General features: G+C 36.9%; 10 protein-coding genes. All 10 read right to left on the minus strand.

Annotation, left to right across the window (positions count from 1 at the left end; all coding sequences use genetic code 11):
* Positions 1 to 439: 439 nt before the first annotated feature.
* The gene (locus F6K15_RS33950; RefSeq protein ID WP_293069922.1) at positions 440 to 1,129 is read right to left on the minus strand and encodes a hypothetical protein; all 690 of its coding nucleotides are present in this window, start codon (positions 1,127 to 1,129) and stop codon (positions 440 to 442) included.
* A gap of 192 nt (positions 1,130 to 1,321) precedes the next feature.
* On the minus strand, positions 1,322 to 4,657 hold the full coding sequence (locus F6K15_RS33955) for a glycerol-3-phosphate acyltransferase (RefSeq protein ID WP_293069924.1): 3,336 nt from the start codon (positions 4,655 to 4,657) through the stop codon (positions 1,322 to 1,324).
* Positions 4,658 to 5,095: 438 nt separating this feature from the next.
* Positions 5,096 to 6,088 (minus strand): zinc-binding alcohol dehydrogenase family protein, encoded by a 993-nt coding sequence (locus F6K15_RS33960; RefSeq protein WP_293069926.1) that lies wholly within the window; start codon positions 6,086 to 6,088, stop codon positions 5,096 to 5,098.
* A gap of 1,166 nt (positions 6,089 to 7,254) precedes the next feature.
* A complete protein-coding gene (locus F6K15_RS33965; RefSeq protein ID WP_293069927.1) occupies positions 7,255 to 8,448 on the minus strand; it encodes an MFS transporter in 1,194 nt (397 codons plus the stop codon).
* A gap of 1,464 nt (positions 8,449 to 9,912) precedes the next feature.
* A complete protein-coding gene (locus tag F6K15_RS33970) occupies positions 9,913 to 10,680 on the minus strand; it encodes an SDR family NAD(P)-dependent oxidoreductase (RefSeq protein ID WP_293069929.1) in 768 nt (255 codons plus the stop codon).
* A 307-nt stretch (positions 10,681 to 10,987) separates the two neighbouring features.
* Positions 10,988 to 11,824, minus strand: coding sequence for a sugar phosphate isomerase/epimerase (locus F6K15_RS33975; protein WP_293069931.1), 837 nt, complete (start codon positions 11,822 to 11,824; stop codon positions 10,988 to 10,990).
* A 371-nt stretch (positions 11,825 to 12,195) separates the two neighbouring features.
* Positions 12,196 to 13,392 carry an MFS transporter gene (locus F6K15_RS33980; RefSeq protein ID WP_293069932.1) on the minus strand — a complete coding sequence of 399 codons (1,197 nt, stop codon included), beginning with the start codon at positions 13,390 to 13,392 and terminating at the stop codon, positions 12,196 to 12,198.
* Between the two features lie 1,027 nt (positions 13,393 to 14,419).
* On the minus strand, positions 14,420 to 15,589 hold the full coding sequence (locus F6K15_RS33985; protein ID WP_293069934.1) for a 2-deoxy-scyllo-inosose synthase: 1,170 nt from the start codon (positions 15,587 to 15,589) through the stop codon (positions 14,420 to 14,422).
* A gap of 611 nt (positions 15,590 to 16,200) precedes the next feature.
* Positions 16,201 to 17,370: a 2-deoxy-scyllo-inosose synthase gene (locus tag F6K15_RS33990; protein ID WP_293069936.1), complete on the minus strand. Its 1,170-nt coding sequence runs from the start codon at positions 17,368 to 17,370 to the stop codon at positions 16,201 to 16,203.
* Positions 17,371 to 17,461: 91 nt separating this feature from the next.
* On the minus strand, positions 17,462 to 17,701 hold the full coding sequence (locus F6K15_RS33995) for a hypothetical protein (protein WP_293069938.1): 240 nt from the start codon (positions 17,699 to 17,701) through the stop codon (positions 17,462 to 17,464).
* Between the last annotated feature and the right edge of the window lie 669 nt (positions 17,702 to 18,370).

An 18,370-nucleotide genomic window follows, 5' to 3' on the forward strand; every position in this document is an offset into this window, starting at 1 on the left:
TAGAATGTTTTCGGAAAAATGAACAAGGAATTTGGATTTCTCAAACTTATAGCAGGGGAGAAAAAGTTAATTTTGCTAGTGTAAATTTTAATTGTCAGATTGAATTAATCTATCAAAAAGTTCCTGGGATAGAAGGAAGAAGGAAGAAGTAAGAAATAACTGAAGTAATATTACAGCAGATTCCAGATATATCTGAGAAAAATAGGCGATCGCTCTGGGTTTCCAACTCTTCCCTCCTGACTCCTGACTCCCAACCGAAAGCTGTTAATAGTATGATAATGAGGTAGTGGGAGTATCTTGCTCCCGTTTTAAATCTTGCTTACACGATCAACACTTATAAAATGGAATAAGGCTAGAAGTACAATTTACTTCCAACCTATATATATATTTGCGACAACGTGGAACTTCGCGTCAGTTTGTTAATATAGATGGTTAATAATTAACCATTCTTGCGACGACGAGATAAGAACATTCTACCACCAATTAAACCTAGAGTTAACATAGAAGTAGATTCAGGAACTCTTGCACGAGGAGGATCGACAATCTCTTTATAACGGAAATATACAGATGCGTGAGATAAACCTTGAGTCACACCTTGCTTATTAGTTGCAGTACCATCAGTCGTCCAGTCAATAGTATTTGTTCCTAACCCTGCATCCCACTGGTAGATACTAAAGTTTTTAGCTGCTTTGAAACTAACTGCTATATCATAATTCTGAGTAAACGTAGGTCCGTAAACATTTTCAATTGCTGCAGTGTCGAACACAATTTCACCAGACGTTGAATTTATACCATTAACAGTGAAAAAGCTAGTACCATTACCATCATCTTTTCCAAGAAAAGTCCAATCTTCTGTACCAAATATATCATCATTGTTCAAAAGTTGAGTAGCGATATTGTTCGGACCACCATCAGTAACGTCGTTTTCGCCACCTGCAAGCTCGTATGCACCTTTACAGTCATCATATTGAGGATTAAATACTGCTGCTGCTACATTACAGGCGGGATCTTCAGTAAGTGTAAATGCTTGAGTGGCAGGGGCAATAAAGGCAGAACTTACTACTAAACCTGTAGTTAATACGGATGAACCCATCAAAGTTGAAAATATAGAAGTTTTTTGTTTAGGCACAGAACTTAATTTAATGTAAATTTCATTTTTTTTGCTTACATTCATAATCATATAGACAAAATGCTGATTTTATATAAAGTTCTGATAAAGATCTAAGTAGTTGATATGAAGATTATGTGAAGTTAGGCCAAAAATTGAGACCTTTGGCTCATTAGTCTCAAGTAGTTATACAGTTGTAGGCCATTGACTTTTTCAAAATTCTACAGTCCCCTTATATCCATCAACCCGCACTTTTTGCCCATCCTGTAAACGAGTCATCGCCCCTGAAACATTCATCACTGCGGGAATGCCATACTCTCGCGCAATAATAGCTCCGTGGGATAACTGACCTCCTACTTCAGTAATAATACCTTTTGCCTTCAATAATAATGGTGCCCAACCTGCATCCGTATAAGGCACAACAATAATGGGATGCTCGTCTTCAGCAATACTCACTCCTGCACTACGACAAACCTTCACATAACCTTCCACAGATCCGACACTCGCGGGTATACCTGACAAAATAGAGGCATTCTCAGCAGTCGGTGTAATTTCTGGATTTTCCTGTGGTAAGATATTGCCGTAAACTACCGAGGGAACTTGGCGATCGCGGTCTTTTTGTAATTGTTCCTTTCTTTCACGGATAAGTTGTCGGAGATGGGGAGATGGGGAGGTCAGGGGCGATCGCTCGTCATTAGGTGTAACAGTGTTAAATTCTGTTCTGTTTTGTTCTTGAGATCCCACATTATTTGTTGGGTTTCGTTCCTCAACCCAACCTACTGTTGATAAAATCCATTGGCGAATTTCCTCAAATTCCAAATAAAAAATATCTCCTTTTTGTTCAAAGACTCCTGCTTCTAATCCATGATTTTCTATTGCTAAAAAATTCCATCGCAAATAGGCTAAAAGTTTTCCATAAACTTCAGCAATTTTACCCTTAGTTATTGATCGTTTAGCACATTTTTCCAGTCGCCAACGCTGCCACAAATTTAATTTTTTTGCCGAAAAACTATCTTTTTTGTTTCCATTTTTTCGAGCCATTGCGAACAATAAATTCCGAAAATTATCTGGTTGTTCTTGCCAAGTTTTCACAGAAATATCTGTACCAACTTCACTTAAATAACCATATTTTTCTAACCATTGCTGAAATTCTGTTTGTAATTCCCGATTTTGGTTAAATTCTGCTTCTATTTCAGTCACTTTATCTAGCTTTGTTGCTAAATTTTGTAATTCTCGAATCGAAACAATTTCCGGTGCAGTATCAGTAGGCAGCCATTCTTCAGAAACACGGAAGATTGATCGCCTAATTGCCAATCCTATGGGACCCAAAATATTATAAAAAGTAATCGGTTTTAACCATGCTTGAATTTGTTCAACTTGGTCTAATAATTCTGATAAAGACTGAGATGAATTTTGTTTAAAATTCTTTTCTAAACTTTGTAAAGCTGGAATAAAAATTTGATGATAGTCGCGTTCAAATTCCCGGTCAACTGCTATTTCTTTTTGAATCAAACGCCATAAACCAGGCAAAGAAGGCAACACTTTTCCTAATGGCGGTTTTCCCATTTTTTGCCCCCGTAATAAAAACTCTAAACCCTGCTCCGGCAATCCCATCATTCTAAAAATTTCCCCTAATAAAGTAGCATTAAAATAAGCATGAGAACCGAGCAAAGTTGCCGTTTCAGTAAAATCTAATTTTGCTACCTTTTCCCCTAAAACAATAGTAAAAATTTCTCCCCAAACTCCACAAGTCAAAGGACGATTTATCGACCAAGTTAAAGGATGAATTGCCCCGGGAATTACCTCTGCTGCAATAGTTCGCGTCCAAATTGGTCTCAGATTAGTAATGGGGCGACTTTGTAAAATCCAGATTTTTTTACCATCCCAACACCATTCAATATCCTGGGGTAAACCATGAAAAAATGCTTCAATAGCCTCTGCTTGATTTACCAATTCTTGAATAATTTCTTCAGGTAAAAAATCAGAATATTTTACTTGCTCTAATGATTGATTATTATCTTTTTCTTTTAGATTTAATACCCCGTCGTCTACAGGGTGTTTAAAATTGGTTGAAGTTTGAGTCACAATCCACTTTTTTCCTCTTTCTTCTTCCTCCTTCCTTCTTCCCTCTTCCTTCTTCCCTCTTCCTTCTTCTAAAGATTGATTTTTATCTTTTTCTTTTAGATTTAATACCCCGTCGTCTACAGGGTGTTTAAAATTGGTTGAAGTTTGAGTCACAATCAACTTTTTCCTCCCCCCTTTGAAAGGGGGGCAAGGGGGGATGCCTTCTTCCTCCCCCCTTTGAAAGGGGGGCAAGGGGGGATGCCTTCTTCCCTCTTCCTTCTTCCCTCTTCCTTCTTCAACAATTTCTAAATGTACCGGACTAAACTGCCCACCCACAACTTTTTCTGCACCTCCTGGCAGAGCTTCAATAATTATTTTTGCACCACCATCTAAAGGATTACGAGTAAACATTACTCCAGCAACTTGACTAATAATATAAGGTTGAATTAATACCGCCATTTCCGCATCAGGAATTTCTCTTTGCCGACGATAAGCAACAGCTTCTGGCAACCAATAAGATTGACGACAAATATTAATTGCCTCTAATAATTCTGTTTGATTTTTTACCGGATAAATAGTTTTATATTGTCCGGCAGCAGAACTATTATCGCTATCTTCCCCCACAGCAGAAGAACGAACAATTAGGGGGAAATTAATAGGCATTTTATGTAACTTATCTTCAATTTTATCCAGCTCTGGTAAAGGGGAGTCGATAGTAGGTAATGAAGAATTAATTCCCCTATTCCAATTGCCTTGAGTACTTACTTCAGTTGCAGGTAAAACAAAACCTTTAACAACATTAAAACCAGCTTTTTTCAGTTGAGCTAATCTAGCTGCTTTCTCCCCACATATTTTGGCATCTAGTTCAGTATCGAGAGAAAATATAGATTGTTTTTGTAAAGCCATATCATCACTTTGCCTCAGATTTATTACTACTAATAGAATTGCTAATCCTAATGCTGCAAAAAGTTCAAAAAAAGATGCGTTCTGGCGAAATAATAACACCCAGAAAAAACTACTGAGACATCCCAGACGAGCTGCCCATTGTCGGATATTTTGATGTTGCCTGGAAAATATTTTTTTGCCTATTACTAATATTAATAATCCTGTAATTCCCGAACCCAATGCCACCACAGGAGAATAAATCAAAACTCCCCAACTAGCATTAGTAACACCGCCACCTTGGGCAATAAAATATCTACCTGCTACTAACAAAATTAATCCCACTAACTGCAAGGCAAAAATCTCTGGAAATAACACTTTTGCGATTAAAACTGGTGCAATACCCCTAACTATTTCTGCTAATACTGCTGTTATTGCCACTGGTTTTGGCGCATGAGTAAACGCTGCTGCCACACTAACATTACCCGTACCGACTTTTCTAAGGTCGATATTTGCCAGAGTTTTAACTATTAAAGCAGTGAGTGGGAGAGCGCCGAGACAAAAGCAGATAGCTAGAAAAAATACTAAGACTAATATGTACATATTTAGTTTTGAGTTCTGGGTTTAATCTCTATTTTATAGTTGTCTTTAATTTTCTTCAGGGGAAACTGAACAAATTTTGGCTTTCCCAACTATCGGTGTTATTCAGTATTTTGAAGATAAGAGTCTATATTGTAGGGACGTTATATCATGTTCGGATAATCAGTTATAAAAAACTCTCTGTCTTCTAACCTTGCTCTTTCCCTTCTGCCTTCTGCCCTCAGCATAGCTGCCTTCTGTCCACAGATATTATAAGTATTCAACCGAACATGATATTAGCGGAGCTTTGCGCCAGCAAATGGCCATTTGCTAACGCAAAGCGACCGCTTTATATGTTGCGGAGCAAAACGCCCTTACGCATTGTATGACGCTCGATAGAATTATATTACTCCGAAATTAATATTTAGAGAAATATAAAAAAAAGTGGCAACACACATTTTACTACATATTAGTAGTTAAAACTAGCGGAGAAACATTAGTTCTATTGTGTACTTGTTCGTAGGCAATTATTCCTCCCCTAAGTGGGTAAGTAGCGATCGCTTCTGGTGGTAAAATAGCGTTTGTTTCAAATAAGGGATTGAGTGCTGCCAAAATTTGCCCACATTGAGTTACGTCAAAAGCTCGACTATCTACCCCAAATAAGCGCAACTCCCGGTGATAAAAATCCCGGAGGTCAAAACAAACCTTCGCTTCTTTTGGTGGGGCGCTAATAGCGACCAAACGACCTCTATGACCTAGGGTCCACATACTATTTTCCAACATAGAACCCCCCACTGTATCCAATACCACATCCACACCTTTACCTCCAGTAGCATTTAAAACAGCAGAATTAAGATTTTCCGTTGCCAAATTAATAACGATGTCAACACCAGATGTTTCAACTATTGGGTAATCTGATTCCCGTCGCACTGTTCCTAAAATCTTAGCTCCCTTCCATTTTGCTATTTGAATTGCTGCTTTGCCAACCCCACCTGTTGCTCCTACTACCAAAACAGTTTCTCCTGGTTGTAAATTTGCGGCTTCAACCAAAGATAACCAAGCGGTAATATATCTGACTCCGATAGTTGCTGCTTGTATCATAGATATATTTTGGGGTTTGGGTTGTATTGCTCCTACAGGTAATACCAAATGAGAAGCGTGGGAACCATCACGGATAAATCCAATATCGCCTCCTGTTCCCCAAACTTCAGTACCAATTAGATTTGGCGCACCTGCAACGACAACTCCAGCAAAATCTCGACCGGGTGTGCGGGGGAGAGTAGTACTTTCCATCACTCCCAAAATATTTTTCACGTCGCTGGGATTAATAGATGCTGCATGAACTTCAACCAGCACTTCACCTGGTTGCAAAACAGGAGTGGGAAGTTCTTCAAGTTTGAGTTGAGTCGTCGGAGATCCGAAATTATCAAAGCGAATGGCACGTATAGGAGGCATAGTTAAAGTTCCTGTTTATTTTGTTGTATAAAAGTGTAGGTGTAGGGTTGGTTGCAATAATTAGGGTTTGCTGAAAAAGTATGAGTAGTAGGGGTAGGAAACAACCCACCCCTCGCCCCTCCCCCGACCGTGGAGGGGAAGTCAGTCGGACCTAGACAGGAGACATGGGAATGAGCGAGGAGGTAGGATTCAACAATTAATAATTAATAATTAATTATTAGACTTGTCGCTTTATAACTTAAAAAATCCTCAAAACCCTTGATATGTAAGGATTATCGCCACCAAAAAAATAAAAAAGCTATAATTATTACTCTGCCTGAGTTTGAGCGATTTTTTCCCTCTATTTAGCGACAAGTCTATTAATAATGGTTTTGTTGCATGAAAGTATATAGCTGCGACTAGACTCCCGAGATGTACAACAATAATAGAGTTGTTGGGAAATAAAAGTTGAACAATGCTCAAAAGCTTACCATATAAGGCTTTTACGATTTTAGGCATCAAGAATGCTATAAACTTTGACTGATAAGGGTTTTAGCCATTTTTTTAGCTTAATTCCCAACAACTCTAATGAGCGGAAACTGCTGTAACTATTGGACAATAGATCAATCAAACATCAATCTCCCTCAACTGAGCGATCGCTTTTCTGTGACTGTATCTAAAATCAAAATAACTATTGGACAATAGATCAATCAAACATCAATCTCCCTCCACTGAGCGATCGCTTTTCTGTGACTGTATCTAAAATCAAAATAACTATTGGACAATAGATAAATCAAACATCAATCTCCCTCCACTGAGCGATCGCTTTTGTGACTGTATCTAAAATCAAGATAACTATTGGACAATAGATCAATCAAACATCAATCTCCCTCCACTAGAGCGATCGCTTTTCTGTGACTGTATCTAAAATCAAGATAACTATTGGACAATAGATCAATCAAACATCAATCTCCCTCAACTGAGCGATCGCTTTTCTGTGACTGTATCTAAAATCAAAATAACTATTGGACAATAGATCAATCAAACATCAATCTCCCTCAACTAGAGCGATCGCTTTTCTGTGACTGTATCTAAAATCAAAATAACTATTGGACAATAGATCAATCAAACATCAATTGACTTTTGACTTCCGTAAAGAGGAGTGGGGGTGGGTTCATCTCAATATTTCATCTTGTCGATCTAAGACTCAAAAGTTGTTGCTTTGGCTTTTTCCAGAAAATTGTGAAGTATAAAATACTCAAAGCTGAAACGAGAACAAATAAAGCAACACCACAAACTCCGTTCCATTGCCAATTACTCCAAGCATAGTTACCAAAGTAAGACCCCATAGCTCCTCCCACAAAATAGGAAACCATATAAACCGTATTCAGACGACTATGTATTTTGGCAGGCAAACTATAAATTTGTGCTTGGTTAGAGATTTGAGTTGTCTGCACTCCCAAATCTAACAACATCACTCCCAAAATTAGACCCCATAATTCATATCTTGCTAGAGAAAATACTAAAAATGATGAACTAGAAATCACAACACCTAACATAGAAATCAATCTAGGATTTTTTCGATCTGCCATTCGACCAGCAATTATCGCTGTTATAGCTCCCACAACACCAAGCAAACCAAACATTCCTGCTACTTTACTACTGTAGTTTAGGGGTGGCGCTTTCAGGAAAAATGCCATTGTACTCCAGAAAATACTATTAGCAGCAAAAGACATTGCCCCAATTAAAGCTACTTGTCGCAATAATAATTGTTCTCGAATTATTTGCCCCAAAGAAAGAATTAATTTAGGGTATGAGAGAGTAACAGAAGGTTTTGCTTTTGGCAGTACAAATGTTGATACTACTGCTATTAACATCATCAACCCACTAGCAAAGAAATATATTGCTCGCCAACCGAAATGTGCTCCGACGAATCCGCTAGTCATTCTAGCTAAAACAATGCCAATAAATAAACCACTCATCACAGTTCCGACAGCTTTGCCACGTTTTCCCGGTTCTACTAAAAAAGCAGCAAAAGGTACAACAAGTTGGGGAATTATTGTAGTCATACCAATAAGTAAACTCGCAACAATTAAGCAACTAATATTAGGAGACATAGCTGCTGTTACTAAAGCTAGAGCAGTTGCCATCAGCATTGTCACTATTAAGCGCCGTCGTTCTATAATATCGCCCAAGGGCACAAATAGCAACAATCCCAAGGCATAACCAATTTGTGTCATCATGGGAATTAACCCAACTTGCTGAGTGGGAGCATGGAAGCTTTCGGCAATTATTGCTAATAGGGGTTGATTGTAATATAAGTTGGCAACTGCAGCTCCACCGATGACTGCCATAATTAATAAAGTTTTGTTAATACCCATAGTTTATTTTTGAGAGATAGCTTTGTTTGTAGTTGCGCTTTAGCGCTACACGCAAGGCAACAGGCAGTAGGCAATAGGCAACAGGGGAATAAAAAAGGGTTTTCCTACGGAATGCTGCGCAAACAGCTTCTATTCATATCCTAACCTTAATGGGTAGCGCTATAGATATATTTACTGAATAATTAATAATTAATAGAGTTGTCGCTAAATAGAGGGAAAAAATCGCTCCAACCTAGACAGAGCAATAATTCCAATGCTTTTTAGTCGCCAATAGCTACAATCCTTATAGAACAAGGTTTTTGGGGATTTTTGAAGTTATAAAGCGACAAGTCTAATAATTACAGGACTGACGCAAAGGCACTATTTATATAGTCCAAGTACTATTGGACAATAGTTTTGAGCGCTATATATAGCGTATCTGCGTAAGTCCTAAATTAATAATTAGGGCTTGCTGATTAAATCTAAAAGCATTGACATATAAAGACAAGCACCTCTTTGGGGCCTTTAAAAAGTGCGCCTGTTTCAGTCTAAAACACTCAAAAAGTTAGTATTTTAGGCTCATAGTTGGGCAGAAAAATCATTCTTACAATTGTTACTCCTACCTCCTCGCTCCCGACCCATTTCTCCCCTCCTGGGAGGGGTTAGGGGTGGGTTGTCTCCTGTCTCCTGTCTCCTATCCCTACTAAAGGACTTTTGAGCGCAAACCCTAATTAATAATGGCTTTGTTGCATGAAAGTATATAGCTGCCGCACTTGCTTGTGCATATGTACTTCATAACGCACGGAAACTGCTGTAACTATTGGACAATAGATGGTAGTGCATCAATGCTTGACAAAAAACGCTGAAACTTTTACCTGTAAAAGCTTTGAGGTTTTATAGGCAGAGCAATAACTATTGGACAATAGATGGTAGTGCATCAATAATCATGAAACAGAGCGATTAAGCTGCCGCACTTGCTCCGCCAACGCTTTCTCTGCTGAGAAATAACTATTGGACAATAGATGGTAGTGCATTAATAATCATGAAACAGAGCGATTAAGCTGCCGCACTTGCTCCGCCAACGCTTTCTCTGCTGAGAAATAACTATTGGACAATAGATGGTAGTGCATCAATAATCGCCAAACAGAGCTATCGCTTTCTCAGCAGAGAAATAACTATTGGACAATAAATGGTAGTGCATCAATAATCGCCAAACAGAGCTATCGCTTTCTCAGCAGAGAAATAACTATTGGACAATAGATGGTAGTGCATCAATAATCGCCAAACAGAGCTATCGCTTTCTCAGCAGAGAAATAACTATTGGACAATAGATAAATAGAACATTAATAATCGCGAAACAGAGCGATATAGGCGCGCAATGGATTTTAAGAACGCTACTTTCATGCAACAAAGCCAAAACAGAAGAATAACTGAACCTGGTCAGATTCTTACTTTTAACTTTTAACTTTTGACTTTTGACTTTATTTAAGTCTGTGCATACCCTGCATCTACAACTATGGTCTGACGAGTTATTGCTCTGGATGTATCGGAAGCAAGAAATAAATATGTTCCTACTAATTCTTGGGGTGTTAATTCTATGGGAATTGATTGTAACTCATATAAAGTCTTATGTTTTGCTTCTGGTGTCACCCACTGTCGCAATTGCCTTTCCGTCATTATCCAACCTGGTGCTACGGAATTTACCCGAATATGGTGTTTGCCTACTGCTTCTGCTAAAGTCCGAACCATACCTACTATTGCTCCTTTTGTCGCATTGTAAGCAACCATATCTGGTTTGGCAATCCAAACTAGGTGAGAACTTGTCATAATAATACTACCGCCACCAGCATTAATCATTTCTGGTAATAATTCCCGACAGGTGATGAAATAATGTACAACATTTAATTGAAATAAATCATTCCATTCTTGTGCTGACATTTCTAACAAGTTATATCTGGGATCGTAACCAGCATTATTAATTAAAACATTTACTACTGGTTTGTCTTTTTTAACTTTAGCTAAAGTCTCACTTAAAGCCTCACTATCAGTTAAATCTATTTCATAGATGTTGACTTTACAATGATATTGTTGGCATTCTTCAGCTACTTTTAAACCTCTTTCATAATCTTTATCTAAAATGGTAACTTCTGCTGCTTGTTCGGCAAATGTTTTAGTTAGAGCTTCGCCAATTCCATTACTGCCACCAGTAATTAAAATATGTTTTTCTTTTAGGTCTTGATAGATGGGATTCATTTTGTTTTCTCCTAATTTTAATTCGTAGTGTTTAAAGGAAGCAATAAGCGTAGGTTGGGTTGACGTAGGAAACCCAACAAAAATTGTTTATAGTTGAACCTTGGCTCCTCAAATACTTAACATAGGAGTACGTTTTTTGGTCAGGACAAGTAGTTGAACCTTGGCTCCTCAAATACTTAATATAGTAGTACGTTTTTTGGTCAGGACAAGTAGTTTAGACTATTTGCACAGCATTCCGGTAGAAAAAGTGAATAGAGGAAATATCCTAACATTAATTTTTGGCTAGAGCAAAACTACTAACCATAAATCAACTATTAGCAACTAATACTTTTGTTTTATTCACAATCCAATTTTTACTGACTGATAAATGAAGTTTAAGTTCATCCAAATCTATCTCTTCTTTTGAACCTGGTGTTTGTCGAGGTTGAGCACATTCCAGAATTATCGGACCAGAGAATTTTATTTCATCAAGTGCCTCGAAATGTTCGGCAAAATTAGTATGACCAAAACCAATGCCTTTTCTATTAGAATCAGCGATTTGATAGACGCTCAGTTTATCCCCACATCTTTGAATAGCTTCAATTAAATTTGCTTCTTCTAAATTGCCATGATAAGTATCTAGAATAACAGTCATATTTGGCGAGTTAATTTCTGCCAGTAAAGATAAAACATCATTGCTATTCAGAATGAAACGACATAAATAACGATTCAGGGGTTCAAAGCCTAATTTTATTTTTGCTTTTTCTGCATAAACTGCTAATTCTTGACAAGAAGCAATTAAATTATCTCTCGAACCAGCATAAGTAGTTCCCATCTGACTCTGAATATATTCATGGCAAGTAATTATCGGATTACCTAATTCCGCTCCATAATCAATTAACTTTTTATAGTAATCTAGAGCTGCCATTCTTATTTGGCGATCGCTACTTCCCAAATCTACATTACTAGGAGTCATGGAAAATATTTCTAACCCATTATCCGCCAAAATATCTTTCACATTTTGGGGTTGAGTTTGATTAATATCTACATATAATTCCACTCCATCGAAACCCATTTCTGAAATAATATTGGCAGTTTTTTCTAATTTATTCTGACCAAATATCCAGGTAGTAACTCCGATTTTTCTTTGTATGCTTAGATTCATTTTTCTGGTAAATATATAAAAAAATACTCAAATTTTACTTAACAGTTAATATTTTTATTTGGGTTTGAAAACCCAAGTATACACCTTGTAACTGAGAACTGATAACTGTATTTGGCTAATCAATAGTTTAAGCTTTCCCTGCGGAATGCTGCGCAAACAGCTATTAGCAATTAGCTTTTCCTGCGGAATGCTGCGCAAACAGCAATAAAAATGAATGAACCAAGTATTTGCTTAACTTCTACTACATTTTTGAACAAAGAATTGAAGCACAAGAACAACAAGCTTAAATTGCCCACTAAAGGTAATAAAGCTGATAACACAGTTCTGACCATAGGAGGCTAGCTGATAGCTGACCGCTGACCGCTGAATGCTTATTCAACAGTCACAAAAAGTTTACTAATTAACCCCAAACTCAAAACAGAAAAACCAGCAGCAGCGTAAAAAACTCCAGCCATTCCCCAAACTCCAAAAGCAACTCCAGCTAACAACGGACCTAACGCTTGTCCGATAGATAAAACCGTAGCATTAACAGCCATAAAACCAGCCCTATAATCTTGAGGAGCGAATTTTCCTAATAATGCCTGAGTAGCAGGAAAACACATTCCATGAGCAGCTCCAAACAAAATACTAGGAATTAATAATAACCACATATTTTGTAGGAATGGAGTAACTATTACTGCCAAAGTATACAGTACAAATGAAACTTTAATTAGGGTGAATTCTGATAGAGATTGGGGAAATAATGCTACCTGAGAAGAAACAAATGCTAAAGATAAAGCCATAGTTGCTAAAATCATTCCAATTGTCACATTAGAAGCTGCAAAAACATCTCCAGCTAACATCGGAATATAAGTAAAATAAGGACCGAATAGCAATATAAATAAAGCAACTACTGCAAATAACAATCCTAATACCTGACTATTATTAACACTATGCCAAATATTTCTTAAATATACTTTCAAACGGAATTTTGGTGGCTTTTTAAAGGAGGGTAATTCTAGGAAGAAAATCACAGCAAGTACAATAGGTACTGCGAGCAACGGTAATAAAAAAGGATAGCGCCATCCCCATGTCGCTAAACCCCCACTAATTAAAGGATACACTGCCAAACTCATGCCAATCATACTAGCGTTGAATGCCATTGCAGATGTCAGACTCTTACCTGTATACAAATCACTAATTAATGTCAGTGCAAGAGATTCTAAACTAGCTGCTCCCACACCTTGGAGAAATCGCAATTCTAGTAATGTCCGAAAATTTGGAGCAAAACTACAAGCAACACCAGCAATAGCAAATAGTAATAAAGAGGGAATCAAAATTTGTTTTCTACCGAAGCGGTCTGCTAAAACTCCAGATATAGGAGTTCCAATGGCAATGGGTACAACAAATGCTGTAATTACCAATCCCACTTTTTCCGCAGGAATTTGCAATTCTGATGCCATTGTTGGCAATACAGGTCCGATACTACTTGAACCCAAGACTGCCATCAATGTTATGCCAATAATAATTTGCAGGTTTCTGTCTAAGTAAATTTTTGTACTATGACTTAGAAATTTAGTGTTTTCCATTGCTCGACCTTTTTTACAACTATCAGTGCATTAATGTAGTGGACTGTTTCAACTAAAATAGTGCATTAGATTTGTCATTGCGAACGACACTGAAGCAATCTCCAGACACTTTTCTATTGCAACATTTAAGATGAAACAGGTCTAGTAGTAGACGCTCCACATCTAAAATGGTGCAATAAGTGTAGGTTGGGTTGAGGTGCTCACACGGATTATGCCATAGATATACGAATTAAGAGGTATAACGTAGCTTGCTTCCCGTCAGAGTAACCCAACAACAATTTTGCTCCCCATCTCTCCATCTCCCGTAGGGACGTTGCATACAAGGTCCCTACCCTAATGCAGTAGTTTTAGCTGAAACAGTCCAGTACGGTGCGTATTTACTGCTAACATCTAAGGTTTGACAGAGATTTAACAGTCTGTCGTAACGCACCATTTTAGAATTGAATCTTGGCAGTCGTAACACACCATTTTAGATGTGTCAATCCAGTAGACATCTCCGAAAACTAAATTTTTGCTGAAGTATTTAAAGGGTTTGAGATTAATTATCGGAGGTGTCTAGTAGTGTCAAAGTTTTGAATTCCGTAAAATCTTACTTTTGACTTTTGACTTTTGACTTTTGAATTCTGTTATTGTCAAAGTTTTGAATTCCGTAAAATCTTACTTTTGACTTTTGAATTTTGACTTTTGAATTTCGTTAGTGTCAAAGTTTTTAGCCTACAAAATCTTACTTTTGACTTTTGAATTCTGTTATTGTCAAAGTTTTGAATTCCGTAAAATCTTACTTTTGACTTTTGACTTTTGACTTTTGAATTTCGTTAGTATCAAAGTTTTGAATTCCGTAAAATCTTACTTTATGACTTTTGAATTTTGACTTTTGAATTTCGTTATTGTCAAAGTTTTGAATTCCGTAAAATCTTACTTTTGACTTTTGAATTCCGTTATTGTCAAAGTTTTGAATTCCGTAAAATCTTACTTTTGACTTTTGAATTCCGTGAAACGGTTAACTTTTGACTTTTGAATTCCATAATTATGCAGTAGCAAGTGCAACTTTTCCAGTTGCTTTTTTAATATAATTATCCAGAACTTTTTCTACCGTTTTATTGTCAACCGTCATCAAATAATCTCCTTCTGGATTATAACATTGACCGATTTTTTCTAACATAACAAACCGAAGCTCGTCCCCTGTTTTCTTATTATCTGCAATCATCGCCTTCATTAATAAATCAGTAGTTACATGCTCAGGCCAAGGATTATTAAATCCGAGTTTGTCATCAATAAAGTGGTGGTGCAAATCTACATCTTCTTGTGACATAAAGCCTAGTTCTTGCCCTAGTTCCGCTACTATTTTCATACCATAAGAAACTGCTTCTCCATGAGACAGTTTTCCTTTTAGCAGCCATTCCAAACCATGACCAAAGGTATGACCATACTCTAAAATAATTCCATAATGCTTTTCAGTGGGGTCTTTTTTGAGTATTTCTAATTTAGAAAGAATAATTTTATAAGCTAGGTCAGTTAACTGCTGCTGGGAAAAATCAAGCTGGGGATTAAGAGTTTTTTCCAAATAATCCAAAAAGGTAGGTTCAGCAATAAAACCATTTTTAATCCCTTCAATAATGCCACATCGCTTGGAGAAAGGAGGCTCTGTTTTGAGGTATTTTGTATCTGCCCAAATAAATAGAGGACTATGATAAAGACCAAAGTGATTTTTACCACTTAAACCATTAACCGCTTGTTTGTTACTGAGGGTACTATCAGTAATTCCAGTCATGGTTGTAGATACTTCGACAAAGTGAATTCCACGATAAATTAATCCCGCAACCAAACCGACAATATTTCCTACTGTTCCTCCACCAAAGGCAATTAATAGAGATTTTTTAGATACACCTTCAGTGACTAATGTTTCACATACTTGTTCTAAAACTGAGAAATATTTAGATTTCTCACCGGGAGGAACCATTTCTAGAAGACATTTGTATTCCGAATTCAGTTCGTGGAACAGTTCCTCTCCGTAAAGTCCAAACATATTTTGCTCACAAAAGAAAAAGATTTTGTCTATCTCGTGTTTTGACAATTCTTTGAGAAAATGTTCTTTAATATCATATCCAAAATAAAATGGACTGGGTTTTTCCAGCTCGGTGCTGAGTTCAACCATTTTTCCTGGAGTCCATTCTTGTGTAATGTTATAGTCAACCATTAGTTTTCCTTTGTGGATATAGTGTTAATTGCTTTAATTGATATAGTGAAGTAATTAATATGAAATGTCAGTAGATTGAATCTACAATTTTCTACAATATCAAATCCCGTTGTAGTCTGGCCTTAATTTCACCAGCTAATTGTCTAGCTTGAGGATTAGGATTACCATGTTTGCTACACCATTGGCGAACAGTTTGGGGTTGCACTGCCATCAACTCGGCAAAATCATCTCTGTTAAAACCTTCTAACTTCTCCTGTAGTTCTTTGACCTTTGAATTCCGTGAAATTGAATCTTGGCAGACTACTAAAGTTTTATGCTAGACTACCAATTAACTCTACTCCTCCTTCCGGGATTTATTCTCAATCCCACTGAAAACCTTTGTCAGATAGGGAAGAGGTTGTAGGGAAACAGGGGAAAAGGGAGTATTTCGACGATTAAATGCCCATAAAATCGCGATTTTTCTTCCTTTCCCTTTTCTTTACCTAAAATTTTCTTGTTTCCCATCATTACACTTAATAAATAATCCTATTTTTTACTCCCTTTCAGCTTTTCTGAGTGCTGAGAGTTGAGAGCTATTTTAACGGAGGAGAAATAGAGTTAAATTGCTGCAATTATGCAGTAGTAAGCGCAACCTTTCCAGTTGCTTTTTGAATATAATTATCCAGAACTTTTTCTACCAATTTAGTGTCAACTGTCATCAAATAATCTCCTTCTGGATTATAACATTGACCGATTTTTTCTAACATAACAAACCGAAGCTCTTCCCCAGTTTTCTTATTATCTGCAATCATCGCCTCCATTAATAAATTAGTGGTGACATTCTCAGGCCAAGGATTATTAAAACCGAGTTTTTCTTCAATAAAGTAGTAGTGTAAATCTACATCTTTTTGTGACATAAAGCCCAGTTCTTTCCCTAGTTCCGCTGCTATTTTCATACCATAAGAAACTGCTTCTCCATGAGAAAGTTTTCCTTTTAGCAACCATTCCAAACCATGACCAAAGGTATGACCATACTCTAGAATAATTCCCAAATGTTTTTCACTGGGGTCTTGTTTGAGTATTTCTAGTTTGGAGAGAATAATTTTATAAGCTAGGTCTGTCAACTCCTGCTGGGAAAAATTTAGCTCAGGATTAAGAGTTTTTTCCAAATAATCCAAAAAGGTAGGTTCAGCAATAAAACCATTTTTAATCCCTTCAATAATTCCACATCGCTTAGAAAAAGGAGGCTCTGTTTTTAAGTATTTTGTATCTCCCCAAATAAACAGAGGACTATGATAAAGACCAAAGTGATTTTTACCAGTTGAACCATTAACAGCTTGTTTATTACTGAGAGTACTGTCAGTAATTCCAGTCATGGTTGTAGATATTTCGATAAACCGAATTCCACGGTAAATTAATCCAGCAACCAAACCAACAATATTTCCTACTGTTCCTCCACCAAAAGCAATTAATAGAGATTTTTTAGATACTCCTTCAGCAATTAATGTTTCACATACTTCTTCTAAGACTGGGAAGTATTTACATTTCTCACCAGGAGGTACTATCTCCAGAAGACAATGATATTTCGCATTCAGTTCGTGGAACAGTTCCTCTCCGTAAAGTTCAAACATATTTTGCTCTGTGAAGAAGAAGATTTTGTCGAATTCATGTTTTGACAATTCGTTGAGAAGATTTTGCTGGATATCATATCCGAAATAAAATGGACTGGGTTTTTCCAGCTCGGTGCTGAGTTCAACCATTTTTCCTGCAGTCCATTCTTGTGTAATGTTATAGTCAATCATTAGTTCTCCTTTGTCGATCAAGTATTAATTGCTTTAATTACTACAGTGAACTAATTAATATAAAATGTCAGTAGGTTGAATCTACAATTTCCTACAATACGCGATCGCGTTGTAGTCTGGCCTTAATTTCACCAGCTAATTGTCTAGCTTGAGAATTGGGATTACCATGTTTGCTACACCATTGGCGAACAGTTTGGGGTTGCACTCCCATCAACTCGGCAAAATCATCTCTGTTAAAACCTTCTAGCTTCTGCTGTAGTTCAAAGAGTAGTTGCACTGGGTGATAATCAGATACTTGTATTCTTGCTAAATTAAATATTGTTTTAGGCATTATTTTAATTTCCTTTTATTCCCAACATTGGTAGATCAACTGAAATGACCTTTTCTCAAACTTAGGGATAAATTATTAATAAAAAAGTTATTAAGCTAGATTTGCTCATGGCAAGTTTTACCAAGCTATTTGGACTTAAATAAATCATTATTTTGTTGCAATTTTCTACTTAAAGTTAGTTTAGAGGCTAATTAATTAATTGAGATTAATTATCAATATTTTTTAAAATTCTCAATAAACCCCAAATTTATCGGTTTTATTGAGAATAGTCTCCGATCGCAAGTCAAACTATCAAGAGCGGTTTTATATCATGTCCGTTTATTATACCAAATCTCAAAAAGTTGGCTATATATCTTTAGTAATGAGGAGATGGGGAGATGGGGAGATGGGGAGATGGGGAGATGGGTAGATGGGGAGATGGTAATCAAATATAGCATTACTATTCAGAAATGGTATTAGTTTAGGACTTACGCAAAATACGAAATTATACACCATCTGTAGGGGCGTTAACGATAGTTATGCGAAGCTAACGGGTTTGCATGACGCATAGCTCCGCTTTATATGTTGCGGAGCAAAATGCCCCTACCATAAGTGATGGTTATGTGTAAGTCCTGTAGTTATAATAAAGTTCTTAGGTCGTAGGTCGTAAGTCGTAGGTGTAAATTCAGA

The sequence above is a fragment of the Okeania sp. SIO2B3 genome (assembly GCF_010672525.1).
In the GTDB taxonomy this organism is placed as follows: Bacteria; Cyanobacteriota; Cyanobacteriia; order Cyanobacteriales; family Microcoleaceae; genus Okeania.